Origin of the sequence: Pseudomonas sp. RL_105y_Pfl2_101 (assembly GCF_963970585.1) — a bacterium.
Lineage (GTDB): Bacteria > Pseudomonadota > Gammaproteobacteria > Pseudomonadales > Pseudomonadaceae > Aquipseudomonas.
In genome coordinates, this window is the sequence record NZ_CAXAPG010000024.1 from 61,758 (window position 1) to 85,999 (window position 24,242).

Consider the following 24,242-nt stretch of genomic DNA (forward strand, 5'->3'; position numbering starts at 1 on the left):
TACTTAAGATGGGTGTCTGTCAGTAGACATCCCGCCGATACCGCCCCTGCTCGATCAGCCGCTCCACTTCCTCGCGCCCCAGCACGTTGTTGAGCACGTGATCCACCCCGGATGCCATGCCCTGCAAGCTGCCGCAGACATAGATCACCGCGCCGTCGGCCAGCCATTGCTTGAGCAGCGCGGCCGATTCCAGCAGGCGGTCCTGGACGTAGACTTTCTGCTTCTGATCCCGGGAGAAGGCCAGGTCCAGGCGTTCCAGGTCGCCTGAGGTCACCCATTCCTGCAACTCATCGCGGCAGTGGAAATCGTGTTCGCGGTTGCGCTCGCCAAACAGCAGCCAGTTGCGCTGCATGCCTTCGGTGACGCGCGCCTTGAGCAGGCTGCGCAGGCCGGCCAGGCCAGTGCCGTTGCCCAGCAGGATCATCGGCACACCCTGGGCCGGCAGATGGAAGGCGCTGTTGCGGCGCAGCCGCAGGCTGACGGCGCTGCCCAGCGGTGCGTGTTCGGTCAGCCAGCCGGAACCGATGCCCAGGCTGCCGTCGGCGTGACGTTCCTGGCGCACGATCAGTTCCAGCACGCCGTCGGCCGGGATCGAGGCGATGGAATATTCGCGCATCGCCAGCGGTGCCAGCGCATCCACCAGCGCCTGGGCATGCAGGCCGACCAGGTGGGCGCGGTTTTCCGCAAGCTGGCGGGTCGCCAGGGCCTGGTCGAGGCTCTGGGACAGGCCATCGACTTGCACGCTCGCGTGGCCGGAGAGGCCAAGCCCGTCGAGGAAATGCTCGATGGCCAACAGATCATTGCGCGGCAGGATTTGCACCAGGTCACCGGCCAGCCAACTGCTCGGGCCGGGGGCGGTGAGGCCCAGCAGGTACACGCTCGAGCCACTGCTGTCGGGGTTGAGCAGGGTGCGCTGGCTGAGGGTCCAGTTTTCGAAGCTTGGCGCCTGCCAGGTATCCACTGGCGCCTGGCCGGTCAATTCGGCCAGTTGTTGTTGCCAGTGACGCAGGGCGTAAGGGTCGCCGCTGTCCACTTCCACCGGCGCGAACAGGGTCTTGCCACCGTGCTCAGCCAGCCAGGCGTGCAGGCGCCGGGCGAAGCCGCAGAAGTGTTGATATTGCCGGTCGCCCAGGCCCAGCACCGAATACTTCAGGTGCTCCAGGCTCAAGGCCTGGCCCAGCACCTTGCGTTCGAAGCTGCGGGCGCTGTCCGGCCCTTCGCCGTCGCCAAAGGTGCTGACGACAAACAATGCGTGGGTGGCGTTGCTCAGGTCCTGCTCACGCACACTGGCCAGTGGCTGGACCTTTACGGGTAAGCCGGCAACCTGAAGTTGGCCGGCGGTCTGCCAGGCCAGTCGTTCGGCGAAACCGCTTTGGCTGGCGAAGCCGATCAGCCAGGCCGGCGCATTGCCCGAATTGGCGGCGAGGGCCTGGCGGGCGTTTTTGACTTGGCGCTTCTTGCGGCGGCGGTCCAGGTACAGCAACCAACCGGTGATGAAGAACAGCGGCATGGTCAGCGCGGCGACGGTCACCAGGATCCGCCCAACCAGGCCGAAGTAACTGCCGATATGCAGGGCATAGACACTGGTCAGCCACTGCGCCTTGAGGCTCTTGTCGCTGTAGCGACTGTGCCGGCTGATGACGCCGGTGGCCGGGTCGAGGGTGAGCTGGTTCAGCGCCCGGTCATGGGGCGAGTGGTTCAGCAGGTAGAACACGGTCGCCGGTTGCCCGGCCACGGGCGGCATGCGCACGTTATAGGCCGACAGTCCCGGGCCGGCGGCGCTGTAGATGCTGCTCCACATGGCCCGGTAATCGGCCACGGGAAGTGGGCCGCTCGGCGCCGGGCCGCGATTGCGCACCCGTTCATCTTTCGGTGAATCGGAGAGCAGGCGGGTCACGCCTTTGTTGTACCACTCGTAGGACCAGGTCAGCCCGGTCAGGGCCGCCAGCAGATAGAACAGCAGGCACCAGGTGCCCGCCACCGAGTGCAGGTCCCAATTGAAGCTCCGACCTTTTTTCCCCCAGTCGAGGGTCAGCCAGGCGCGCCAGCTTTTCCATTGCCGCGGCCAGCGCAGGTACAGCCCGGACAGGCAGAAAAACACCAGGATCAGCGTGCAGGCACCGGTGATTTGCCGACCGACATCATCCAGGGTCAAGACGCGGTGCAACCTGAGCATCAGGCCGAAGAAGTCCTGGCCCGTCACATCGCCCATGAACTGCGCGTTGTAAGGGTTGAAATAGCGCATGGGGCCACGGTTTTCCCCAGGGGGCGCCGCAAAGATCACCCGCGCGGCGTTGCCGCTGTCGGTCTCGACCCAGAGCAGGGCGACAGTCTTGCCGGAGGCGGCCTCGATCTGTTCCACCAGCTCGGCGGGCGGCAGGACACCGGCCGGTTGCTTCTCGACCATCAGCACCTGCGGGTTCAAGGCCCGCAGGATTTCATCCTGGAACGACACCACCGCCCCGGTAACGCCCATCAACGCCAGGACCAGTCCGGCACTGATGCCGAAAAACCAGTGCAACTGGAACAGGGTTTTCTTCAACACGTCGCTCGCCTTGTTCATTGACTGTTCATCACGGCGTGCATTATGCCGTGTGTTATCGAGAAGCATTCATAAACACACGAAAAAGCCCCGATCATTTGCATGAGCGGGGCAGTGATGGCGTGAGCGAAGAAATCCTGTGGGAGCGAGCTTGCTCGCGAAGAGGTCGGCACATCCAGCATCTTCATTGACTGAAACACCGCATTCGCGAGCAAGCTTTGCTCCCACAGGTCCTGCTCAAACAGATCTGATGGGTGTACGACCGGGAGAGCCAGGTCGGCTGTTAGGCCGCCTCGCGGTGGACGTTGATCTCGGCGCCCCGTTAACCACGCTGGCTGAACGAAGGTATTGCGCAGTGGGCAACCCGGCACGGATGCCGGGTTAGCCGCGCTGGGCCATGGATGGCCCTTCGCGGCGGCCCACGGAGTAATGCCTTCGTTCAGGCATGCCGAGCCTAGGCGAGGCACCGAGTGGTGGGGCACAAGCGCTTTGGTTACTTTCGACTGGGCCGGCTTCCGGGCTTTTCGAAAGTGACCCGCTGTAAGAGCGGAACCGCCAGTAGCCGTTACCGCAGCAACGGATATGCACGCCAACCATCCAAAAAAAAAACGGCGCTTTCCATTTCTGGAAAAAGCGCCGTTTTTCATTACGCAACAGGGCAAGAACTATAAGCTCAAGCGCCCAAACACATCACACGTAAAACGATTTCAACGGCGGAAAGCCATTGAATTCCACCGCGCTATAGCTAGTGGTATAGGCCCCGGTCGACAGCCAATACAGGCGATCCCCAATAGCCAGGTTCAACGGCAACCCGTACTTGTAGTTCTCATACATGATGTCGGCGCTGTCACAGGTAGGCCCGGCGATGACCACTTCTTCCATTTCGCCTTTCTTCTCGGTCCAGATCGGGAACTTGATGGCTTCGTCCATGGTTTCGATCAGGCCGGAGAACTTGCCCACATCCGTGTACACCCAACGCTCGACGGCGGTACGGGACTTGCGCGCCACCAGCACCACTTCGCTGACCAGGATGCCGGCGTTGGCGATCAACGAACGGCCCGGCTCCAGGATGATTTCCGGCAGGTCGTCGCCGAAGTCTTCCTTGAGGAAGCGAATGATTTCCTCAGCGTAGGTTTCCAGGCTGTTGGTGCGGGTGATGTAGTTGGCCGGGAAGCCGCCACCCATGTTGATCAGCTTCAGGACGATGCCGTCTTCTTCCTTCAGGCGCTCGAAGATCACCTTGACCTTGGCGATGGCTGCGTCCCAGACGCTGATGTCGCGCTGTTGCGAGCCGACGTGGAACGAAATGCCGTACGGCACCAGGCCCAGGTCGCGGGCCAGGATCAGCAGGTCCATGGCCATGTCGGTCTGGCAGCCGAACTTGCGCGACAACGGCCAGTCAGCGGTGGTGGAGCCTTCGGTAAGAATGCGTACATAGACTTTCGAGCCCGGCGCGGCCTTGGCGATGTTGCGCAAGTCAGCTTCGGAGTCGGTGGCATACAGGCGCACGCCCTTCTCGTAGAAGTAGCGAATGTCGCGGGATTTCTTGATGGTGTTGCCGTAACTGATCTGGTCCGGGCCGACGCCACGGCTCATGACCTTATCCAGCTCATAGATCGAGGCGATGTCGAAGTTGGAGCCTTTACTCTTGAGCAGGTCGATGATTTCCACCGCCGGGTTGGCCTTGACGGCGTAGTAAACCTTGGCGAAATCGAAACCGGCGCGCAGGTCGTCATAGGCCTGGGAGATCATCGCGGTGTCGATCACCACGAATGGGGTTTCCTGCTTGTCGGCGAACGCTTTCATTTTCTGGAAGGTTTCGCGCGCGAAATAATCTTCGACCTGGATCGACATACTTGGGACTCCTACTGGCAAACATCAGGATCAATGGGTGTGAGGGCAAGCAGCCCTCGTGAACGTCCTCCGTATCCCCACTTTGGTTCGCCTACTTCCCAAGGCATGTCGCCGAAAGCAAAAAGGCCACGGGATGCATGATGCCCTTGGCCTTGCTGTCTCGTCGTCAGTACTTGAGCCGGATGGATCGTTTCCAGCATGGACGTTCGGCGCGAACTTTAGGGCGTGAGGGGCCTGAGATCAACTAAAAATGTCGCGTTTTTGCACACATCCGTCGTGCGGCCCGCGACAGCTCATGATGTAACCGACCTGCGTGACAGATTGATGTTCCCTTTGAAGTTGTCTTTGAGGTGTTTCAGGGACATTTGTGCGGCTCCATTCGCGAGCAAGCCCGCTCCCACACTGGGCTGCGGTCAACCACAAATAGTAGGCTGACGCAGACCAGTGTGGGAGCGGGCTTGCTCGCGAAGGCTTCAGTCAGGCCAACGCCATCTCGGCGGGCGAGACAATGCTGGTTTTGCCCCCGCGCGAACGTCCGGAACTCAGGTACTCGGCAATCGACTCCTGGGTCACTTCCCCGAGGAACACCCGCTCGGCGTCCATCACCGGCAGCCACGAACGGTTGAGCTCGTACATGCGCGACAGCAGGATCCGCAGGTGTTCGTCGTATGCCGCTGTGGCGTTGAATTCGCTCAGGTACTGCGAGCAGGCGCCGGTCTGACGGTGCAGGTCGCGGCGTCGTACAAAGCCCAGGGCCTTGTTCTCGACGCAGGTCACCACCAGGTAGCGACGGTCATGTTCGTCCATCAACTCCAGTGCCTCACCCACTGTCGTCTCCGGGCTGACCGACGGGGCGTTGTCCGCCGCGTCTTCGGCCTTGACCAGCAACAAGCGCTTGAGCGTGCTGTCCTGACCAACGAAGCTGCTGACGAACTCGTCGGCCGGATGGGCCAGCAGCGTGTCCGGGTGATCGAACTGGACCAGCTTGCCGGCGCGGAAGATCGCAATCTTGTCCCCCAGCTTGATCGCTTCGTCGATGTCGTGGCTGACCATGATCACGGTCTTGTTTAGCGCCCGCTGCATCTCGAAGAACTCGTTCTGGATCATCTCGCGGTTGATCGGGTCGACCGCGCCGAAGGGTTCGTCCATCAGCAGCAGCGGCGCATCGGCCGCCAGGGCACGGATCACGCCGATCCGCTGCTGCTGACCGCCGGACAGTTCACGGGGGTAGCGATGCAGGTACTGCTTGGGTTCGAGCTTGATCATGCTCATCAATTCGCGGGCGCGGTCGTGGCATTTCTGTTTGTCCCAGCCGAGCAGGCGCGGGACTACGGTGATGTTTTCCTCGATGGTCATGTTCGGGAACAGGCCGATCTGCTGGATCACGTAGCCGATGTTGCGACGCAGGGTCACTTCGTCCAGGCCGGTGGTGTCTTCGCCGTTGATCAACACCTTGCCCGAGGTGGGCGGGATCAGGCGATTGATCATCTTCAGCGTGGTGCTTTTGCCACAGCCCGACGGCCCGAGGAACACGCAGATCTCGCCTTCGTTGACGGTCAGGTTCACCGAGTCCACGGCCTTGACGTCTTTGCCGTTGCTCTTGAAGGTTTTGCTGAGGTTTTGAAGTTCGATCATTTCAATAATCCTTTAGGAGTCAGCGAGCGTTGCAGCCATTGCAGAAGCAGGTCGGCGAAGATGGCCAAGAGGCTGACCAGCACGGCGCCGACGATCAGCATCGACATGTCGCTGCGGCTGATGGAAGCGAGGATGAGCACGCCCAGGCCACCGGCGCCGATGGTGGCGGCGATGGTCATGACGCCGATGTTCATGACCACGGCGGTGCGTACGCCGGCCAGGATCACCGGCACGGCGATGGGCAGTTCGACCATGCGCAGGCGCTGGCCGAAGGTCATGCCGATGCCACGGGCCGCTTCGCGGATGCCCGGTTCGACGCTGGTCAAGGCCAGGTAGGTGTTGCGCATGATTGGCAACAGGGAATAGAGAAACACTGCGGTGATCGCCGGCATTGGGCCCAGGCCTTGGCCGAACTTGGAATAGAACGGCAGCAGCAGGCCGAACAACGCAATCGACGGAATCGTCAGCAGCACCGTGGCGCTGGCCTGCAATGGGCCGGCGAGCGCCGGGAAACGGGTCATGAAAATACCCAGCGGTACGCCGACCACAATCGCCAGGGTCACGGCGATGCCCACCAAGGTGATGTGCTGCCAGATCAGGTTCAGTACCAGCGGCCAGTCCAGGTGGGAAAAGGCGTCAAGAAAATCCATGGCTTTTCCTCCAGGTCATTGGGTTGAGAGCAGGGCGTGCTGGCGCAGGAAATCGGCGGCAACGGCGGAAGGGCTTTCGTGGTTGACGTCCACGCGGGCGTTGAGCTGGCGCATGGTTTCATCGTCGAACAATTCGGCCAGGGGTTTGAGCTGCGCGACCAGGTGCGGATTTGCATCCAGAGTCGTCTGGCGCACCACGGGCGCGGCGGTGTAGTCCGGGAAGTACTGCTTGTCGTCTTCCAGCAGTTTCAGTTTGAACGCGCTCAGGCGCCCGTCGGTGGTGTACACCAACCCGGCGAATACCTGGCCGTTGCGCAGGGCGGTGTAGACCAGGCCTGCGTCCATTTGCCGGATGTTCTTGCGGGTCAGGTTCATGCCGTACAGCTTGACCATGCCATCCAACCCGTCGAAACGGTTGGCGAACTCGGTGTCCAGGGCCATCAGGTGATTTTCATCGGCCTCGGCCTGTAACACGGTGTTCAATTGGCTGATGGTGTTGATCTGTGGATATTGCTGCGCGATTTTTTCCGGCAAGGCCAGGGCATAGGTGTTGCTGAATTTCGACGGCGTCAGCCAGGTCAGGCCTTTTTTTGCGTCGACTTCTTTCACTCGTGCGTAGGACTGGGCGCTGTCGAGTTTCTCCGTGATGTGGTTGTAGGACACCAACGACACGCCGGTGTACTCCCAGAGCAGGTCCAGTTGTCCGCTCTCCTGGGCGCTACGGGCCAGGTTGCTACCAAGTCCGCCGGTGATCTGCGCGTTGTAGCCTTTGTCGCGCAGGTATTGGGCGGTGATTTCTGCCAGCAGCGTCTGCTCGGTGAACACTCGGGCGCCGAGGCGAATCAGTGGTTTTTCAGCGGCCTGGGCAAATCCTGCGAACAGCAGGACGCAGCCCAGTATCAAGCTCAATTTCTTCATAATGATTCCTTTATTGCGGCCTGGTTTATGACGCTCGCAGGCCACGTTCCAGCCAGAGGCGGCTGGCCAGTATCGCCAGACCGTCGAGCAGCAATGCCAGCAGGGCGGTGCACACGGCACCGAGCAGCAGTTGCGGCTGATTGTTCAAGGCGATGCCGGGGAAGATCAGGCTGCCAAGGCTGTTGGCGCCGATCAGGAAGGCCAGTGGGGCAGTGCCGACGTTGATCGCCAGTGCCACCCGCACGCCACCGACGATGATCGGTATGGCGTTGGGCAGCTCGACTTTCCACAGCACCTGGCGTGGGGTCATGCCGATGCCGACGGCGGCTTCCTTGAGGGAGCCCTGGACGTTTTTCAGGCCTTCGTAGGTGTTACGCACGATGGGCAGCAGCGAGGCGAGGAACAGGGCGAAGATGGCGGGACCACTGCCGATGCCCAGGATGCCCAGGGCGATGGCCAGCACGGCCAGGGGCGGTACGGTGTTGCCGATGTTGAACACCTGCATGAAGCGTTCGGCGCTCCCGACCATGCCGGGGCGGCTGAGGGCGATGCCGGCGGGAATGCCCACGAGCAGGGCCGCCAGCATGGAAGCGAGTACCAGCAGCAGGTGCGCTTGCAGGTAGAACAGCAGATCGTCGTGGTAGTGTTGGATCGTATCGATGCCGATCCAGTGGACCAACAGGGCCAGGAGGGCGACGACGACCGCACCTCCGATAAGCCCTTTACCATAGCGGATAGCCACAGGCGGACTCCTTTGTCTTTCAGTCGGCGCACGCTTTCCCAGGCGGCAAACCATCACGGGTTGCCGGGAAAACGTTCGCGAGAAGCAGCTCTTTTCCGTGCCGGTAAAACGGCAGGACCATCGAGCCATGAGCGCAGCCTCGTCAGGCTAACTTGCTGATTTTTAAGACCCTTACGAACAGCCGTAACAGGGTGGTGGACGCCTCCACGTTGTTAAATGTTCCCATGCCAGGGAAGATCTGGCCACCCTGGATGTGCTCAACGGTTCGGTTCCTGGCGCAAGTTGAGCTATAATCGCCGCCCTTTTTTGAATCACCTGCCAGGCGATTTCCCATGACCAAACAGGCCGCCGAAGTCGCGAAACGCCGCACTTTCGCCATTATTTCCCACCCCGATGCCGGTAAGACCACCATCACCGAGAAGCTCTTGCTGATGGGCAAGGCGATTGCGGTCGCCGGCACGGTGAAATCTCGCAAATCCGACCGCCATGCCACCTCCGACTGGATGGAAATGGAAAAGCAACGGGGTATTTCCATTACCACGTCGGTCATGCAGTTCCCGTATCGCGATCACATGATCAACCTGCTCGACACCCCGGGCCACGAAGACTTCTCCGAAGACACCTATCGCACCCTGACAGCGGTGGACTCGGCGCTGATGGTCCTCGACGGCGGTAAAGGCGTCGAGCCACGGACCATCGCGCTGATGGACGTCTGCCGCCTGCGGGACACACCGATTGTCAGCTTCATCAACAAACTCGACCGCGACATCCGCGACCCGATCGAGCTGCTCGACGAGATCGAAGCGGTCCTGAAGATCAAGGCAGCGCCGATCACCTGGCCGATCGGTTGCTACCGCGACTTCAAGGGCGTGTACCACCTGGCCGACGACTACATCATCGTCTATACCGCTGGTCACGGGCATGAGCGCACTGAAGTCAAGATCATCGAGAAGCTCGACTCCGACGAAGCGCGCGCACACCTGGGCGACGAGTACGCGCGTTTTGTCGAGCAACTGGAACTGGTGCAAGGCGCCTGCCATGAGTTCAACCAGCAGGAGTTCATCGACGGTCAATTGACCCCGGTGTTCTTCGGTACCGCCCTGGGCAACTTCGGCGTGGACCATGTGCTCGACGCCGTGGTCGACTGGGCCCCGCGCCCGCTGGCCCGTGTCGCCAACGAGCGTACCGTGGAACCGGTGGAAGAGAAGTTCACAGGCTTCGTGTTCAAGATCCAGGCGAACATGGACCCCAAGCATCGCGACCGCATCGCCTTCATGCGCATCTGCTCCGGCAAATACGAAAAAGGCATGAAGATGCGCCATGTGCGCACCGGCAAGGACGTGCGCATCGGCGACGCCTTGACCTTCTTCTCCTCGGAACGCGAGCAACTGGAAGAAGCCTTCGCTGGCGACATCATCGGCCTGCATAACCACGGCACCATCCAGATCGGCGACACCTTCACCGAAGGCGAAGCCCTGGGTTTTACCGGCATCCCGCACTTCGCTCCGGAACTGTTCCGCCGCGTGCGCCTGAAGGATCCGCTCAAGTCCAAGCAACTGCGCCAGGGCCTCCAGCAACTGGCCGAAGAAGGCGCCACCCAGGTGTTCTTCCCGACTCGCAGCAACGACATCATCCTCGGTGCCGTCGGTGTGCTGCAGTTCGACGTTGTCGCCAGCCGCTTGAAAGAGGAATACAAGGTCGAATGCTCCTATGAGCCGATCACCGTGTACTCCGCCCGTTGGATTGAATGCGACGACAAGAAAAAGCTCGAGGAATTTTCCAACAAGGCTGTGGAAAACCTCGCGCTGGACGGCGGCGGTCACCTGACCTACCTGGCCCCGACCCGGGTCAACCTGGCGCTGATGGAAGAGCGCTGGCCGGACGTGAAATTCCGCGCGACGCGGGAGCATCACTAAGCGCTGAGCTGAAAAATCAAAACCCCGTTGCGAAAGCAGCGGGGTTTTTTTTGGCTTGTCCGTGTCCTGAACATGAATAATTAACTGTGGGAGCGAGCCTGCTCGCGATAGCGGTGGGTCAGCCTGCCTGGATGTTGGATGTGCCTGCCTCTTCGCGAGCAGGCTCGCTCCCACACTGGATCTTCAGTGGGCAAGAAAATTATGTTCGGCACAGTTTCTTCTGTGGGAGCAAAGCTTGCTCGCGATAGCGGTGGGTCAGCTTGCCAGGATGTTGGATATGCCGGCCTCTTCGCGAGCAGGCTCGCTCCCACACTGGATCTTCAGTGGGCAAGAAACTTGTGTTTGGCACAGTTTCCTCTGTGGAAGCAAAGCTTGCTCGCGGAAGCGGTGGGTCAGCTGGCCTGGATGTTGGCTGTACCGGCCTCTTCGCGAGCAAGCCCGCTCCCGCACTGGATCTTCAGTGGGCAAGGAACTTGTGTTTGGCACAGTTTCCTCTGTGGGAGCAAAGCTTGCTCGCGATGGCGGTGGGTCAGCTGGCCTGGATGTTGGATGTGCTGGCCTCTTCGCGGGCAAGCCCGCTCCCACACTGGATCTTCAGTGGGCAGAAGCTTGTGTTCTGCACAGATCCCCTGTGGGAGCTAGCCTGCTCGCGATAGCGGAGTGTCAGCTTGCCTGGGTGTTGGATGTGCCGACGCCATCGCGAGCAGGCTCGCTCCCACACTGGTTTTGTGCCAGTCCTCAATTTCCCGGTCATCCATAGTCCCCTGTGGGAGCGGGCTTGCTCGCGAAAGCGGTGGGTCAGCTCGCCTGGATGTTGGATGTGCCGACCTCTTCGCGAGCAAGCCCGCTCCCACGCTGGATCTTCAGAGAACAGAAAATTTGTGTTCGGCACAGATTCTCTGTGGGAGCGAGCCTGCTCGCGATGGCGGCAAGTCAGCTTGCATGGGTAGGTTGCTAACGCGGATCGGCAATATCCAGCGCCCGATTCGCCAGCAGCTCACTCACCTCAATCACTTGCAGGATCCCCATCGCAACATGCCGGCGAGAGCCTTCAAGGTCGAATGCCAAGTCGCTGATCATGGCGTTGGCGGAGGCCAGGTTTTCGCTGAGGTTGGCGAGTAGGCTTTCGCTATCAATCCCCTCCACGACGGTCAAGAGCTGAGCTGCTCGCGGCTCTTTCTTGGCTTTGGCTTGTTCCGGCTTCAAGTAATAATCGAGCGCCCGTTCAGTGGCTTCGTGGAATTTTTCCGGGTCGAGGCTTGAGTAGGACGAGGTGGGGTCTGATTCTGGCGGGTTGGGTGTGGCTTTGAACATGGTGAATCTCCTGAACCTGATTGAGCCGCCATGACTTGTCGCTAAGCAAGTAGGGGTGGCGGCTGGACGCAGGTTAGCGAACCGGGGGTACAGGAGCCCGGCAGACCCAAAGGTCTCCCGCGCACAGCCGCCATTGCAACGATTGCAGACATGACATCCACAATGAAATCAGAAGCGCTGTTGCATCCATACCGATTCGGGTCGCTAAACCCGATCACTGATGAGCAGTGACGGGAACCAAGCTACCGATACGGATCAAGGCGCACAAGCCGGCGGATTCTGGCTGAGTTGTAGGCAAAGGTGCAAGACGATGTAGCCTCAGGACTAGCGCTCCATGTTACTGGGTATTTGTCTGTAAGGCTTAATGCGTAGCCATTAAGGGGGCGGGTGTCAGCACCATTGTCATGCGGACCCAACCTGTGGGAGCAAAGCCTGCTCGGGAAAGCGGTGGGTCAGCTTGCCTGGATGTTGGATGTGCCGGCCTCTTCGCGGGCAAGCCTTGCTCCCACGCTGGTTTTTGAGTGTTAGTGGGTTTGGAGATAACACTTATTCGAAACCAATCTGTCGGGTAGTGGCATTTCTGGTGGTTCGGCAGCGTCCTATCTGGTGAACCGGCCTGTTCAGAACTAGATTTTCTTGAGCACCGTCGGGCCCCGGCTTTATCCGGAAAAGAGGGAAATGGCTATGAGTAAGCTGCTACGCATGATGTTTTTGCTGAAGGTGTTGGTGATGCTGTCCCTGGGCTCCACAGCGGCGTGGGCGGAGTGCGATGAGCATGAGCAGCACGCGTCGAGTGGCTCGGTGGTTCAAGGTGAGTTGATGCTTGCCGCGACCGATGCGGACGCCGGTGATCCGGACGATGGCGAGGATGATGCTTCGCCGATTGATACGCCGGACGATGATGAAGATGAAGAGGGCGATAGCCAGACGTAGATATCCAACATAAAAAACCCTCCAGCCTGGTCGGGCTGGAGGGTTTTTTATTTCCCGTGGCGAGGGAGCTTGCTGGACTCTGTAGGAGCTGGCGAAGCCTGCGATCTTTTGATCTTTCGCTTGGGATTCAAGTGTCCTTGGAAAGATCGCAGCCTCGTTGCACTCGGCAGCTCCTACGCAGCTCCTACGCCGCGCCGTCGAGGAACTGCTCGGCGTAGTGACACGCCACCAGCCGATTATCGAGCGGGCGCAACGCCGGCTCTTCAGTCTTGCAACGCTCGGTCGCGTACGGGCAGCGCTTGTGGAAGGCGCAGCCGGACGGCGGGTTGAGCGGGTTGGGCAGTTCGCCGACGATCTTGATCTTCGGCTTGTTCGGGTCCGGGTGGATGGTTGGGGTGGCCGACAGCAGCGCTTGGGTGTACGGGTGCAACGGGCGGCTGTAGATGTTCTCGTTGGGGCCCATTTCCACTGGGCGGCCGAGGTACATCACCATCACGTCGTCGGCGACGTGCTGCACCACCGCCAGGTTGTGGGAAATGAACACGTAAGCGGTGTTGAACTCTTCCTGCAAGTCCATGAACAGGTTCAGCACCTGGGCCTGGATCGACACGTCCAGCGCCGACGTCGGTTCGTCCGCCACCAGCACCTTGGGTTGCAGCATCATGGCGCGGGCCAGGGCGATGCGCTGGCGCTGGCCGCCGGAGAACATGTGCGGGTAGCGCTGGTAATGCTCGGGGCGCAAGCCCACCTGCTTCATCATCGCCTGGACTTTCTCGCGCCGCTCGGTGGCCGACAGGTTGGTGTTGATCAGCAATGGCTCAGCCAGTTGATCACCGATTTTCTGCCGTGGGTTGAGGGACGCATAAGGGCTTTGGAAGACCATCTGCACGTCTTTGCGCAATTGCTTGCGTTCGGCCTTGTTGGCGCCGGCCACTTCCTGGCCGGCGATTTTCAAGGAGCCGGAGGACGGCTCTTCGATCAACGTCAGGGCCCGTGCGAGGGTGGATTTGCCGCAACCGGACTCGCCCACCACGGCCAGGGTCTTGCCGGCTTCCAGTTCGAACGACACACCGTTGAGGGCGCGCACGTTCGCATGGCCCTTGAACATGCCACGGGACACTTCGTAATGACGGGTCAGGTCACGGGCGGTAAGTACGACGGCCATCACGCCACCTCCTGGTTCAACGGGTAGAAGCAGCGGGCGAGGCTGTTGGATTTCGGATCGAGGGCCGGGCGTTGTTGACGACAGTTGTCTTGCACATACGGGCAGCGCGGCGACAGCAGGCAACCTTGTGGGCGGTCGTAGCGACCGGGCACGATGCCGGGCAAGGTCGCCAGGCGTTCGGCGCCCATGCTGTGCTCCGGAATCGCCGCCAGCAGCGCTTCGCTGTAGGGGTGGGCCGGAACGTCGAACAGCCCCGGCACCTGGCCCACTTCCACCGCTTGGCCGGCGTACATCACGCACACGCGCTGGGCGGTTTCAGCCACCACGGCGAGGTCATGGGTGATCAGCACCAGGCCCATGTCCTGCTCTTTTTGCAGGGCCAGCAGCAGGTCCATGATTTGTGCCTGGATGGTCACGTCCAGGGCGGTGGTCGGTTCGTCGGCGATCAACAGTTTCGGCTCGCCGGCAATCGCCATGGCAATCGCCACACGCTGGCTCATGCCACCGGACAGTTGGTGAGGGTAGGCGTTCATGCGGCTGGCGGCGCCCGGGATCTCGACTTTTTCCAGCAGTTCGATGGCGCGTTTACGCGCGGCCTTGCCGGACATCTTCAGGTGCAGGCGCAGCACTTCTTCGATCTGGAAACCCACGGTGTAGCTGGGGTTGAGGGCGGTCATCGGGTCCTGGAAGACCATCGCCAGGTCCTTGCCGACGATCTGCCGGCGCTGGCGGTTGCTCAGCTTGAGCATGTTCTTGCCGTCGAAGTTCAGCGCGTCGGCGGTGACGATGCCGGGGTGTTCGATCAGCCCCATCAGCGCCATCATGGTCACGGATTTACCGGAGCCCGATTCGCCGACGATGGCCAGGACTTCGCCTTTTTCTACGCTCAGGTTCAGGCCGTCGACCACCGGCACAGCGGTGGCATCGCCGAAGCGAACGTTGAGATTCTTGATTTCTAGCAGTGACATGGGAATCTCCTCAGGCGGCATTCTTGAGTTTCGGGTCCAGCGCATCGCGCAGCCCGTCGCCCATCAGGTTGATTGCCAGCACGCTGAGCAAAATGGTCAAGCCAGGCAGGCTCACGACCCACCAGGCGCGTTCAATGTAGTCACGGGCCGAAGCCAGCATGGTGCCCCACTCAGGGGTGGGCGGTTGCACGCCAAGGCCGAGGAAGCCCAGGGCGGCGGCGTCGAGGATCGCCGAGGAAAAGCTCAGCGTTGCCTGGACGATCAGTGGTGCCATGCAGTTGGGCAGCACGGTGATGAACATCAGGCGCGGCAGGCCGGCACCGGCCAGGCGGGCGGCGGTCACGTAGTCGCGGTTCAGTTCGCCCATCACGGCGGCCCGGGTCAGGCGCACGTAGGACGGCAGCGAAACGATGGCGATGGCGATCACGGTGTTGATCAGGCCTGGGCCGAGGATGGCGACGATCGCCACGGCCAGCAGCAAGGACGGCAGGGCGAGCATGATGTCCATCAGGCGCATGATGGTCGGGCCGAGGATGCGCGGGAAGAACCCGGCGAACAGCCCCAGCAGGATGCCCGGGATCAGCGACATCACCACCGACGACAAGCCGATCAGCAGCGAGAGGCGCGACCCCTGGATCAGTCGCGAGAGCAAATCGCGCCCCAGTTCGTCGGTGCCCAGCAAAAACTGCAGTTGACCGCCTTCGAGCCAGACCGGCGGGGTCAGCAAAAAGTCGCGGTACTGCTCGCTCGGGTCATGGGGGGCGACCCACGGCGCGAAGAGCGCGCAGAACACGATCAGGGTCATGAACAGCAGGCCGGCGACGGCGCCCTTGTTGCGGGAAAACGCTTGCCAGAATTCTTTGTACGGGGACGGGTACAGCAGGCTTTGATCGACTGCTACCGCGGTAGTTGGAGTACTCATGGTTTTGATCTCAGCGCTGGTGACGGATGCGTGGGTTGGCAAAGCCGTAGAGGACGTCCACGACGAAGTTGACCAGAATCACCAGGCAGGCGATTAACAGGATGCCGTTCTGCACCACGGGATAGTCCCGGGCGCCGATGGCTTCGATCAGCCACTTGCCGATGCCCGGCCAGGAGAAGATCGTTTCGGTCAGGACCGCACCGGCCAGCAGCGTGCCGACTTGCAGGCCGACCACTGTCAGCACCGGGATCAGCGCGTTGCGCAGGCCATGCACGAACACCACCCGCGAAGGCGACAGGCCCTTGGCGCGGGCGGTGCGGATGTAGTCTTCGCGCAGCACTTCAAGCATCGAGGAGCGGGTCATGCGGGCGATCACCGCCAGCGGAATGGTGCCCAGCACGATGGCTGGCAGGATCAGGTGGTGCAGGGCGTCGAGGAACGCCCCCGGCTCATCGGTCAGTAGGGTGTCGATCAGCATGAAGCCGGTTTTCGGCTCGATGTCGTAGAGCAGGTCGATCCGTCCCGACACCGGCGTCCAGCCCAGGGACACCGAGAAGAACATGATCAGGATCAGGCCCCACCAGAAGATCGGCATCGAGTATCCCGCCAGGGAGATGCCCATCACCCCATGGTCGAACAGGGACCCTCGCTTGAGTGCCGCTATCACCCCGGCCAGCAGGCCCAGGATACCGGCGAACAACAGCGCGGCCATGGACAGTTCCAGGGTCGCGGGAAACAGGGAACTGAACTCTGTCCATACGCTTTCACGGGTACGCAGCGATTCGCCGAGATCGCCCTGGGCCAGTTTGCCGATGTAGTCCAGGTACTGGGCATACAGTGGTTTATTGAGGCCAAGGCGTTCCATTGCCTGTGCATGCATTTCGGGATCGACCCGACGTTCGCCCATCATCACTTCCACGGGGTCGCCGGGGATCATGCGAATCAACGCGAAGGTCAGCAAGGTGATGCCGAAGAACGTGGGGATCAACAATCCCAGTCGGCGGGCAATAAAACTAAACATCTTCAGGTGTACCTCATCAGCCGGTTAGGCGTGCTCGGTAGCCCTCGGATAAGGGATACCGAGCGTTTTCTGATCTACTTCACCTGAGTGGTGGCGAAGTTGTTGGTGGTGAGCGGGCTAATCACATAGCCCTCTACGTTGTTGCGCATTGCGGTGAACATACGGGTGTGGGCCATGCTGATCCACGGTTGGTCCTGGTTGAAAATCACCTGGGCCTGTTCATAGAGCTTGATGCGTTCTTCAGGGCTCACAGTGGCGCGAGCCTGGTCGATCAGCGCCTGGAATTTCTCGTTGCACCAGCGCGCGTAGTTCTCGCCGTTCTTGGCGGCCTCGCAGCTGAGCATAGGCGTCAGGAAGTTATCCGGGTCGCCGTTGTCGCCCGCCCATCCGGCGGACACCATGTCGTGCTCGCCGTTTTTCGCGCGCTTGAGCATTTCGCCCCATTCCATTACGCGGATATCGACCTTGATCCCGACTTTCGCCAGGTCGGCCTGCATCATCTGCGCGCCGAGCATCGGGTTGGGGTTGGTCGGGCCGCCGCCGTTGCGGGTGAACAGGGTGAACACGGTGCCTTCCGGCACGCCGGCTTCCTTGAGCAATTGGCGAGCCTTGTCCAGGTCGCGGGTCGGGTTCTTCAGGTCGTGGTTGAAACCCAGCAGGGTCGACGGGTACGGGTTGACCGCCACCGTGGCGTTGCCCTTGCCGAACAGCGCGTTGACGTAGGCTTCCTTGTCGAAGGCCAGGTCGATGGCTTTGCGCACCCGCACGTCGCTCATGTATTTGTGGCTGGTGTTCAGGGCGGTGTAGGAAACGGTCATCGCATCCAGCTCGGCGACCTTCAGGTTCGGGTCTTTCTTGATGCTGGGGATGTCATCGGGTTTGGGGTACAGCGCGATCTGGCACTCGTTGGTCTTGAGCTTCTGCATGCGCACGTTGTTGTCGGTGGCGATGGCCAATATCAGCGCATCCGCCGGCGGCTTGCCACGGAAGTAATCCGGGTTGGCCTTGAAGCGCACCTGGGCATCCTTGTTGTAGCGCTGGAAGACGAACGGCCCGGTGCCGATTGGCTTGCTGTTGAGATCGCCGGTCTTGCCGGCCTTGAGCAACTGATCGGCGTACTCGGCTGGGTAGATCGAGGAGAAGGCCATGGCGATGTCGGCCAGGAACGGCGCTTCACGGCGGGTCAGACTGAACTTGACCGTGTGCTCGTCGACTTTCTCGACGCTCTTGAGCAGTTCCTTGAAACCCATGCTTTCAAAGTACGGGAAACCCACGCTCGACAGTTTGTGCCAGGGGTGATTCGGGTCCAGCTGGCGCTGGAAGCTCCAGACCACGTCGTCGGCGTTCATGTCGCGGGTCGGCTTGAAGTAGTCGGTGGCGTGGAACTTGACGCCCTTGCGCAGGTGGAAGGTGTACGTCAGGCCATCGTCACTGATGTCCCAGGATTCGGCCAGGGCCGGAATCACTTCGGTGGTGCCGGGCTTGAAATCGGCCAGGCGATTGAAAATGGTTTCCGCCACGGCGTCGGCGGTGACTGCAGTCGTGTACTGGACCATGTCGAAGCCTTCCGGGCTGGCTTCTGTGCAAACCACCAGGGGTTTGGCCGAGGCGCCAACGGCGACACTCAGCAGCGCAGCGGCGATGGCGGCGCGTAGGGGGATCATGTTCATCGTCAATCCTCTGCAATCGGGTAATTGGCAAAAGACCGGGCGGGCGACCTTGTGAGTCGACCGCCCGGTGGCAGTTTAGAGAATGTTGAACGGGATGATGGTGACCAGGCGGAACTCGTTGAGGCTGCCGTCGGCCTGATTGTCGCTGGCGCGGTGCGCGGTGTAGGTCGCACGGATCGCGGTGGCTTTCAGTGGGCCGCTCTGTACGGCATAGGATGCGCCGATGCCGTATTCGTAGTGGTGCTCACCGTCCATGGCCCGTACATCGCTATAACCGGTGCTGTTGTAGTGAGTACCGTCGATGCCCCAGCCGCGCGCCTGGTAGATGTTGAACTTCAGGCCCGGCACGCCGTATTCGGCCATGTTCAGGCCGTAGGCGATCTGGAAGGATTTCTCGTTCGGGCCGTTGAAGTCCGACAGCAGGGAGTTGGCCAGGTAGATGCCGTTGGTTTCGTGCAGATAGTCGAAGTACTCGTTACCGTTCACTTCCTGGTACGAGAACGTCAGGCTATGGGCCTGGTGCGTCAGGCCGAACGACAGGGAGTAGGTGTCGTTGTCGATCTCGCCCAGTTTGCTTTTGCCCGAATCCATGGTCTTGTAGTAGTTCAGGCCGGTGGTCAGGCTCAGCATCGAGCTGTCGCCCAGCTCGTGGGTGGCGCCGAAGTAGTACTGGTTCCACATGTCTTCAGCCTGGGTCGCCCAGAGGCTGGTCTTCAGGCTGGCCAGAGGCTGGTAGGTGATGCCTGCCGTGTTGACGTGATCGGTTTCAACGCTGCTGTCGCCGTATTCGGAACGGAATTTGCGCTGGCTCTCTTCGGTACGTGGCGAGTTGCGGTCGAAGGTGGCGATGTCGAAGCCCAGGTTTTCGAACTCTTCGCTGTGCAGGCTCACACCCTGGAAGCTGGAGGGCAGGGCACGGTTGCCGATGACGTCGACCATCGGGCTGTTGAAGTTCTGGCGGCCGGCAGTCAGGGTGGTGTTGGAAACGCGGGCCTTGACGTTGGCCAGACCCAGTTTGCTCCACTGGCCTACGGCGTCGCCGCCTTCGCGGGTCAGGGTACGGTTGTTACCGGCGCCAGGACGGGTGGTCGGTGCACCGCCATTGTTGGACGCCAGGTCCTTGCGATCCTGGTCCAGGGCGATGACGTTGTAGGCGGCCAGCTCGGTGCTGAAGCCCACGGTGCCTTCGGTGAAGCCCGAGTTGTACTTGATGATGGTGCCTTGCAGCCAGTTGATACGGCGGTCGGTCTCGCGTGCTTCGCCGTTCTTGCGATAGGTGAGTTTCGCGCCGCGCTTGAATTGCTCGTTGGCGTACCAGTTGCGTGTGCTGCCACTGACGGATTGGCCGTCGATGAAGCCCTTGGCTTCGCTTTGCTCGCTGGTGGTCTTGAGGGTCACCGGGGTGACCGCCTGGCTCTGGGATTCAGCATACGCCGTGGCGGTGATGCTGCTGATGGCCAGGGCCAGTAACGCGGTGCTACTCAGTTTCATGGGTAAAGCTCCTTTTTTTCTTTTTAATGCCGTTCTTTTTTGGTGATACGGCTATCGGTTTTTGCAACTCAATCACAGCTAGCAAACGTTTGCATGGCGCCTGATCGGCGAATTATGGCAAGACGTCTGCGTGAGGGCTTCAACGGAAACCCTCGCTGTGTGGCTATACGGTTATGGGTTCAGGCTGACGCCCGAGAACACGTTGCGACCGAAGGGGCTGACCTTGAACCCTTCGACTTTGCCACTCAGTGGCTGGTTGACCGTCGAGTGGGCAACAGGGGTGATCGGCACTTGCTGCTTGAGCAACTGCTGGGCCTGCTTGTAGAGCACGGTGCGCTGGTCGCGGTCGGTGACGACCTTGGCCTGCTTGATCAGCTTGTCGTAGTCCGGGTCACACCACATGGAGTAGTTGTTGCCGCCAATGGCGTCGCAGCTGTACAGCGTGCCCAGCCAGTTGTCCGGGTCGCCGTTATCACCGGTCCAGCCGATCAGGCTGATGTCGTGCTCGCCGTTCTTGGTGCGCTTGATGTACTCGCCCCATTCGTAGCTGACGATCTTCACCTTCAGGCCGATCTTCGCCCAGTCGGCCTGGAGCATTTCGGCCATCAGCTTGGCGTTGGGGTTGTAGGGGCGTTGCACGGGCATGGCCCAGAGGGTGATTTCGGTGCCGTCCTTGACCCCGGCGGCCTTGAGCAACTCCTTGGCTTTTTCCGGGTTGTAGGGAGCGTCCTTGATGGTCTCGTCGTAGGACCATTGGGTCGGCGGCATGGCGTTGACCGCCAGTTGCCCCGCCCCCTGGTACACGGCGTTGAGAATGCCTTGCTTGTTCACCGCCATGTCCAGCGCCTGGCGCACTTCGACCTGGTCGAACGGCTTGTGGCGGGTGTTATAGGCGATATAACCGAGGTTGAAGCCGGGTTTCTCGATCAGTTGCAACTTGGGGTCGTTCTTCAAGGCCGGCACATCGGCCGGACGCGGATGCAGGGTGACTTGGCATTCGTTGGCCTTGAGCTTCTGCACCCGTACCGATGCGTCGGTGTTGATGGAGAAGATCAGGTTGTTGAGCTTGACCCGTTCCGGCGCCCAGTACTGCTGGTTGGCAACGTAGCGGATGTTGGAGTCTTTCTGGTAGCTCTTGAACTCGAACGGCCCGGTGCCGATCGGTTTCTGGTTGATGTCGCTCGGCTTGCCGCTCTTGAGCAACTGGTCGGCGTACTCGGCCGACAGGATCGCGGCAAAACTCATGGCGATGTTCTGGATGAACGCGGCGTCCACGCTGTTGAGGGTCATGACCACGGTCAGCGGCCCGGTCGCTTCCACCTTGGCGATGTTCTTGTTCAGGCTCATGCCGTTGAAGTACGGGAACTCGGTGGGGTAGGCCTTGCGGAACGGGTGCTGCGGGTCAAGCATGCGGTTGAAGGTGAACACTACGTCGTCGGCGTTGAAATCCCGGGTCGGTGTGAAGTAGTTGGTGGTATGAAACTTCACCCCTTCGCGCAGGTGAAACGTGTACTTCAGGCCGTCTTCGGAAATGTCCCAGCTTGTTGCCAGCCCTGGGACGACATTGGTCGCACCTTTTTCAAACTCGGCCAGGCGGTTGTACAGCGGCTCGGCGGCATCGTTGTCGGTGGCCGTGGTGTATTGCGCGGTGTCGAAGCCAGCGGGGCTGCCTTCGGAACAGAACACCAGGCTGCTGCCAGCAGCCTGGGCTGCGGATGTCGTGGCCAACAGGCCGGTGCTCAGCAATGCGGATAAAACCAAGGTATGGCGCATGACGCTCCCTCTCTCGTTCGGGGTGTTTTAACAGTGAACCGGTGTCCTTCCGGGGACAGGTCCGGAACACTGAGCTCATTCCATTGCGTCGCGATGCCGCAGGATCAGCAAGCCGTCCAGGCCTCGACGGGAGGCGTCGTGGGCCAGGCGGTAAATGCGTAATGCCTGGAAGACTTATGGGAAAGGGCGACACGTCCTAAACCAACTGCTGTGGTATGCAGTGCTTTTGGATGTAGGCGGTTTCCTGGGTCTTGGTCTCGGCAGATACAGCAACGGCGACGTTGAGGACGCCGCCGTTGCCTGTCTTTATTTGCTGACGCTGACGCCGTAGAAGGAGTTCAAGCCAAATGGGCTGATCTTGAAATCCTGAACGTTGGCGCGCATGGGTTGATACACCGTCGAGTGAGCGATAGGTGTCATTGGCACGGCATCCTTGAGGACGTGTTGTGCCTGTTTGTACAGTTCGGTGCGCTTGGCTTGGTCGGTGGTGCGCTTGGCTTCCTTGACCAGACCGTCGAATTTCTTGTCGCACCATTTGGAGAAGTTGTTGCCGGCCAGCGAGTCGCAGCCGAACAGCACGTTGAGCCAGTTGTCCGGGTCACCGTTGTCGCCGCTCCAGCCGATGATCATCGCCTGGTTCTCGCCGCCCTTGGAACGCTTGATGTACTCGCCCCATTCGTAGCTGACGATGTTGACGTTCAGGCCGATTTTCTTCCAGTCGGACTGCAGCATCTCGGCCATCAGCTTGGCGTTCGGGTTGTACGGACGCTGCACCGGCATCGCCCACAGGGTGATGTTGGTGCCTTCCTTGACGCCGGCTTCCTTGAGCAGCGCCTTGGCTTTCTCAGGGTCGTACTTGGCGTCCTTGATGGTGGTGTCGTAGGACCATTGGGTTGGCGGCATGGCGTTGACAGCCAGCTGGCCAGCGCCCTGGTAGACCGAATCGATGATCTGCGGCTTGTTGACCGACATGTCCAGCGCCTGGCGAACTTTCAGGTCGGCCAGAATGTTTGGCTCATTGCTGCCCTTGATCTTGTCCATCACGTTGTAAGCGATGTAGCCCAGGTTGAAACCCGCCTGGTCAGGCATTTTCAGCGCTTTATCTTCCTTCAGGGACTTGAGGTCGGCCGGGCGTGGGAAGAGGGTGATCTGGCATTCGTTTTTCTTGAGCTTCTGCATGCGCACCGACGGGTCGGTGGTGATGGCGAAGATCAGGTTGTCGATCTTCACGTCGTCAGGCTTCCAGTAGTCCTTGTTCCCGGTGTAGCGGATGTTGGAGTCTTTCTGGTAGCTCTTGAACACGAACGGGCCGGTGCCGACCGGCTTCTGGTTGATGTCCGCGGGCTTGCCTTCCTTGAGCAACTGGGCGGCGTATTCGGCGGACTGGATCGAGGCGAAGCTCATGGCCATGTTCTGGATGAACGCGGCGTCGACATCCTTGAGGGTGAACTTGACGGTGTGGTCGTCGACTTTATCGATCTTGGTGATGTTGGTGTCCATCCCCATGTCGGTGAAGTACGGGAACTCGGTCGGGTAGGCCTTACGGAACGGGTCATCCTTGCTGATCATGCGATCGAAGGTGAACAGCACGTCGTCGGCGTTGAATTCGCGGGTCGGCTTGAAGTACGGGGTGGTGTGGAACTTGACACCTTCACGCAGGTGGAAGGTGTAGGTCAGGCCGTCTTCGGAAATATCCCACTTGGTTGCCAGGCCAGGAATCACAGCGGTGCCGCCGCGTTCAAACTGGGTCAGGCGGTTGAACATGGTCTCTGCAGAGGCGTCGAAGTCGGTTCCGGTGGTGTACTGACCAGGGTCAAAACCGGCCGGGCTCCCTTCGGAGCAGAACACCAGGTTAGTCGCGGCTTGGGCGAAAGGTGCGCTGGCTAATAAGCTTGCGCCGACTAAAAACGGAATGACCGCTTGTTTAAGCATGTTGGCCTCATGATTTGTTGTCATTTTTGGATTTGAGGGCGACCTCGTGAGTCGTCCTGCGGATACTTATGCAGGCCCCATACCCAATGCAAGATCCAGAGCGGTCACAAACCCGAAACAGTGGTACGAACGTACCTTAATGTCGCATCCGTGTAACTTTCGGCGCATTTGATCGTTTGCGCGTGTTTTTTCGAGGTAAATCGCGCTCTTTTCGGGTGCGTTTGGCGGCCGCAATGCACCGGAAATGGGCGGGTGTTGCTTCTTCAAACCCGCGCCGTAGACGGGTGTGAGGCCGAATGGGCTGAGTTTGAAATCCCTGTTTATCGCTCCAGTCAGTTGTCGGGTTATCGGAGGACTCGATGTAAATCATTGCAGCATGTTCGCCAGTTTTTGCACGCTTGATGTGCTTGCTTCACTCATGCTGACGATGGTCTTGATCCTTTTCTGCTGGAGCATGTGTGCCGGCATTCGTGCGTTAGGGAGGGACGCGCGTTGCACCGTCATTGCCCATAAGTTGAGGGTGGTACTCGTCGCAACCTGCGGCTTCCCTGGGTGGCGCCTTGTCGTTTCGGGGGCGAGGCTGTCCGGTCACACACCCGTCAGGCCTGTGGGAGCAAAGCTTGCTCGCGAGGCGGCCTGACAGCCGACCTGGCTCTCCCGGTCATACTCCGATCCAACTGTGGGAGCGAGCCTGCTCGCGAAGGCGGCCTGACAGCCGGCCAGGGTTTTGTTGGTGGGGTACATATCCATTGCTGCGGTAACGGCTGCTTAGGGTTCCGCCCTGACGGCGGCTCAC

17 protein-coding genes and 1 pseudogene are annotated in these 24,242 nt (G+C 60.5%); 2 read left to right on the top strand and 16 right to left on the bottom strand.

Annotation, left to right across the window (positions count from 1 at the left end):
• Window positions 1-19: 19 nt before the first annotated feature.
• From AACY31_RS21245 to AACY31_RS21270, 6 genes are all read right to left on the bottom strand, one after another.
• On the bottom strand, window positions 20-2,545 hold the full coding sequence (locus tag AACY31_RS21245; RefSeq protein ID WP_339479198.1) for a sulfite reductase flavoprotein subunit alpha: 2,526 nt from the start codon (window positions 2,543-2,545) through the stop codon (window positions 20-22).
• 687 nt (window positions 2,546-3,232) lie between these two features.
• Window positions 3,233-4,396, bottom strand: coding sequence for a type III PLP-dependent enzyme (locus tag AACY31_RS21250; RefSeq protein WP_339479040.1), 1,164 nt, complete (start codon window positions 4,394-4,396; stop codon window positions 3,233-3,235).
• A gap of 477 nt (window positions 4,397-4,873) precedes the next feature.
• Window positions 4,874-6,031 carry an osmoprotectant ABC transporter ATP-binding protein OsmV gene (locus AACY31_RS21255; protein WP_339479039.1) on the bottom strand — a complete coding sequence of 386 codons (1,158 nt, stop codon included), beginning with the start codon at window positions 6,029-6,031 and terminating at the stop codon, window positions 4,874-4,876.
• On the bottom strand, window positions 6,028-6,681 hold the full coding sequence (locus AACY31_RS21260) for an ABC transporter permease (RefSeq protein ID WP_339479037.1): 654 nt from the start codon (window positions 6,679-6,681) through the stop codon (window positions 6,028-6,030). Before AACY31_RS21260 ends, AACY31_RS21255 begins: the two co-directional genes overlap by 4 nt.
• Window positions 6,682-6,696: 15 nt before the next feature.
• On the bottom strand, window positions 6,697-7,599 hold the full coding sequence (locus tag AACY31_RS21265; protein ID WP_339479036.1) for a glycine betaine ABC transporter substrate-binding protein: 903 nt from the start codon (window positions 7,597-7,599) through the stop codon (window positions 6,697-6,699).
• Window positions 7,600-7,624: 25 nt separating this feature from the next.
• Entirely contained in the window at window positions 7,625-8,341 is a 717-nt protein-coding gene (locus tag AACY31_RS21270; RefSeq protein ID WP_339479035.1) for an ABC transporter permease, read from the bottom strand.
• 332 nt (window positions 8,342-8,673) lie between these two features.
• Between AACY31_RS21270 and AACY31_RS21275 the strand changes: the two genes are divergently transcribed.
• Window positions 8,674-10,257, top strand: a complete 1,584-nt coding sequence (locus AACY31_RS21275; protein WP_339479034.1) for a peptide chain release factor 3 — start codon at window positions 8,674-8,676, stop codon at window positions 10,255-10,257.
• 954 nt (window positions 10,258-11,211) lie between these two features.
• On the opposite strand, the gene AACY31_RS21280 is transcribed toward AACY31_RS21275, so the two are convergent.
• A complete protein-coding gene (locus AACY31_RS21280) occupies window positions 11,212-11,571 on the bottom strand; it encodes a DUF6124 family protein (protein WP_207963287.1) in 360 nt (119 codons plus the stop codon).
• 684 nt (window positions 11,572-12,255) lie between these two features.
• Here AACY31_RS21280 and AACY31_RS21285 point away from each other — a divergent pair.
• A complete protein-coding gene (locus AACY31_RS21285; RefSeq protein ID WP_339479031.1) occupies window positions 12,256-12,504 on the top strand; it encodes a hypothetical protein in 249 nt (82 codons plus the stop codon).
• A 184-nt stretch (window positions 12,505-12,688) separates the two neighbouring features.
• Here AACY31_RS21285 and AACY31_RS21290 read toward each other — a convergent pair whose 3' ends face one another.
• The 9 genes and pseudogenes from AACY31_RS21290 to AACY31_RS21330 form a co-directional block, all read right to left on the bottom strand.
• Window positions 12,689-13,669, bottom strand: coding sequence for a peptide ABC transporter ATP-binding protein (locus AACY31_RS21290; protein ID WP_339479029.1), 981 nt, complete (start codon window positions 13,667-13,669; stop codon window positions 12,689-12,691).
• Window positions 13,669-14,637: an ABC transporter ATP-binding protein gene (locus AACY31_RS21295; RefSeq protein ID WP_339505051.1), complete on the bottom strand. Its 969-nt coding sequence runs from the start codon at window positions 14,635-14,637 to the stop codon at window positions 13,669-13,671. The genes AACY31_RS21290 and AACY31_RS21295 overlap by 1 nt, the downstream gene beginning before the upstream one ends.
• A gap of 10 nt (window positions 14,638-14,647) precedes the next feature.
• Window positions 14,648-15,559: an ABC transporter permease subunit gene (locus AACY31_RS21300; RefSeq protein WP_339479025.1), complete on the bottom strand. Its 912-nt coding sequence runs from the start codon at window positions 15,557-15,559 to the stop codon at window positions 14,648-14,650.
• 10 nt (window positions 15,560-15,569) lie between these two features.
• The gene (locus tag AACY31_RS21305; RefSeq protein WP_339491769.1) at window positions 15,570-16,580 is read right to left on the bottom strand and encodes an ABC transporter permease subunit; all 1,011 of its coding nucleotides are present in this window, start codon (window positions 16,578-16,580) and stop codon (window positions 15,570-15,572) included.
• Between the two features lie 74 nt (window positions 16,581-16,654).
• A complete protein-coding gene (locus tag AACY31_RS21310; protein WP_339479024.1) occupies window positions 16,655-18,250 on the bottom strand; it encodes an ABC transporter substrate-binding protein in 1,596 nt (531 codons plus the stop codon).
• Window positions 18,251-18,325: 75 nt separating this feature from the next.
• Entirely contained in the window at window positions 18,326-19,741 is a 1,416-nt protein-coding gene (locus AACY31_RS21315; RefSeq protein ID WP_339479023.1) for an OprD family porin, read from the bottom strand.
• Window positions 19,742-19,912: 171 nt separating this feature from the next.
• Window positions 19,913-21,514, bottom strand: a complete 1,602-nt coding sequence (locus AACY31_RS21320; protein ID WP_339479022.1) for an ABC transporter substrate-binding protein — start codon at window positions 21,512-21,514, stop codon at window positions 19,913-19,915.
• A gap of 306 nt (window positions 21,515-21,820) precedes the next feature.
• Window positions 21,821-23,446, bottom strand: coding sequence for an ABC transporter substrate-binding protein (locus AACY31_RS21325; RefSeq protein WP_339479021.1), 1,626 nt, complete (start codon window positions 23,444-23,446; stop codon window positions 21,821-21,823).
• A gap of 331 nt (window positions 23,447-23,777) precedes the next feature.
• Window positions 23,778-23,983: pseudogene (locus tag AACY31_RS21330) on the bottom strand (ABC transporter substrate-binding protein); the annotation flags it as partial.
• Between the last annotated feature and the right edge of the window lie 259 nt (window positions 23,984-24,242).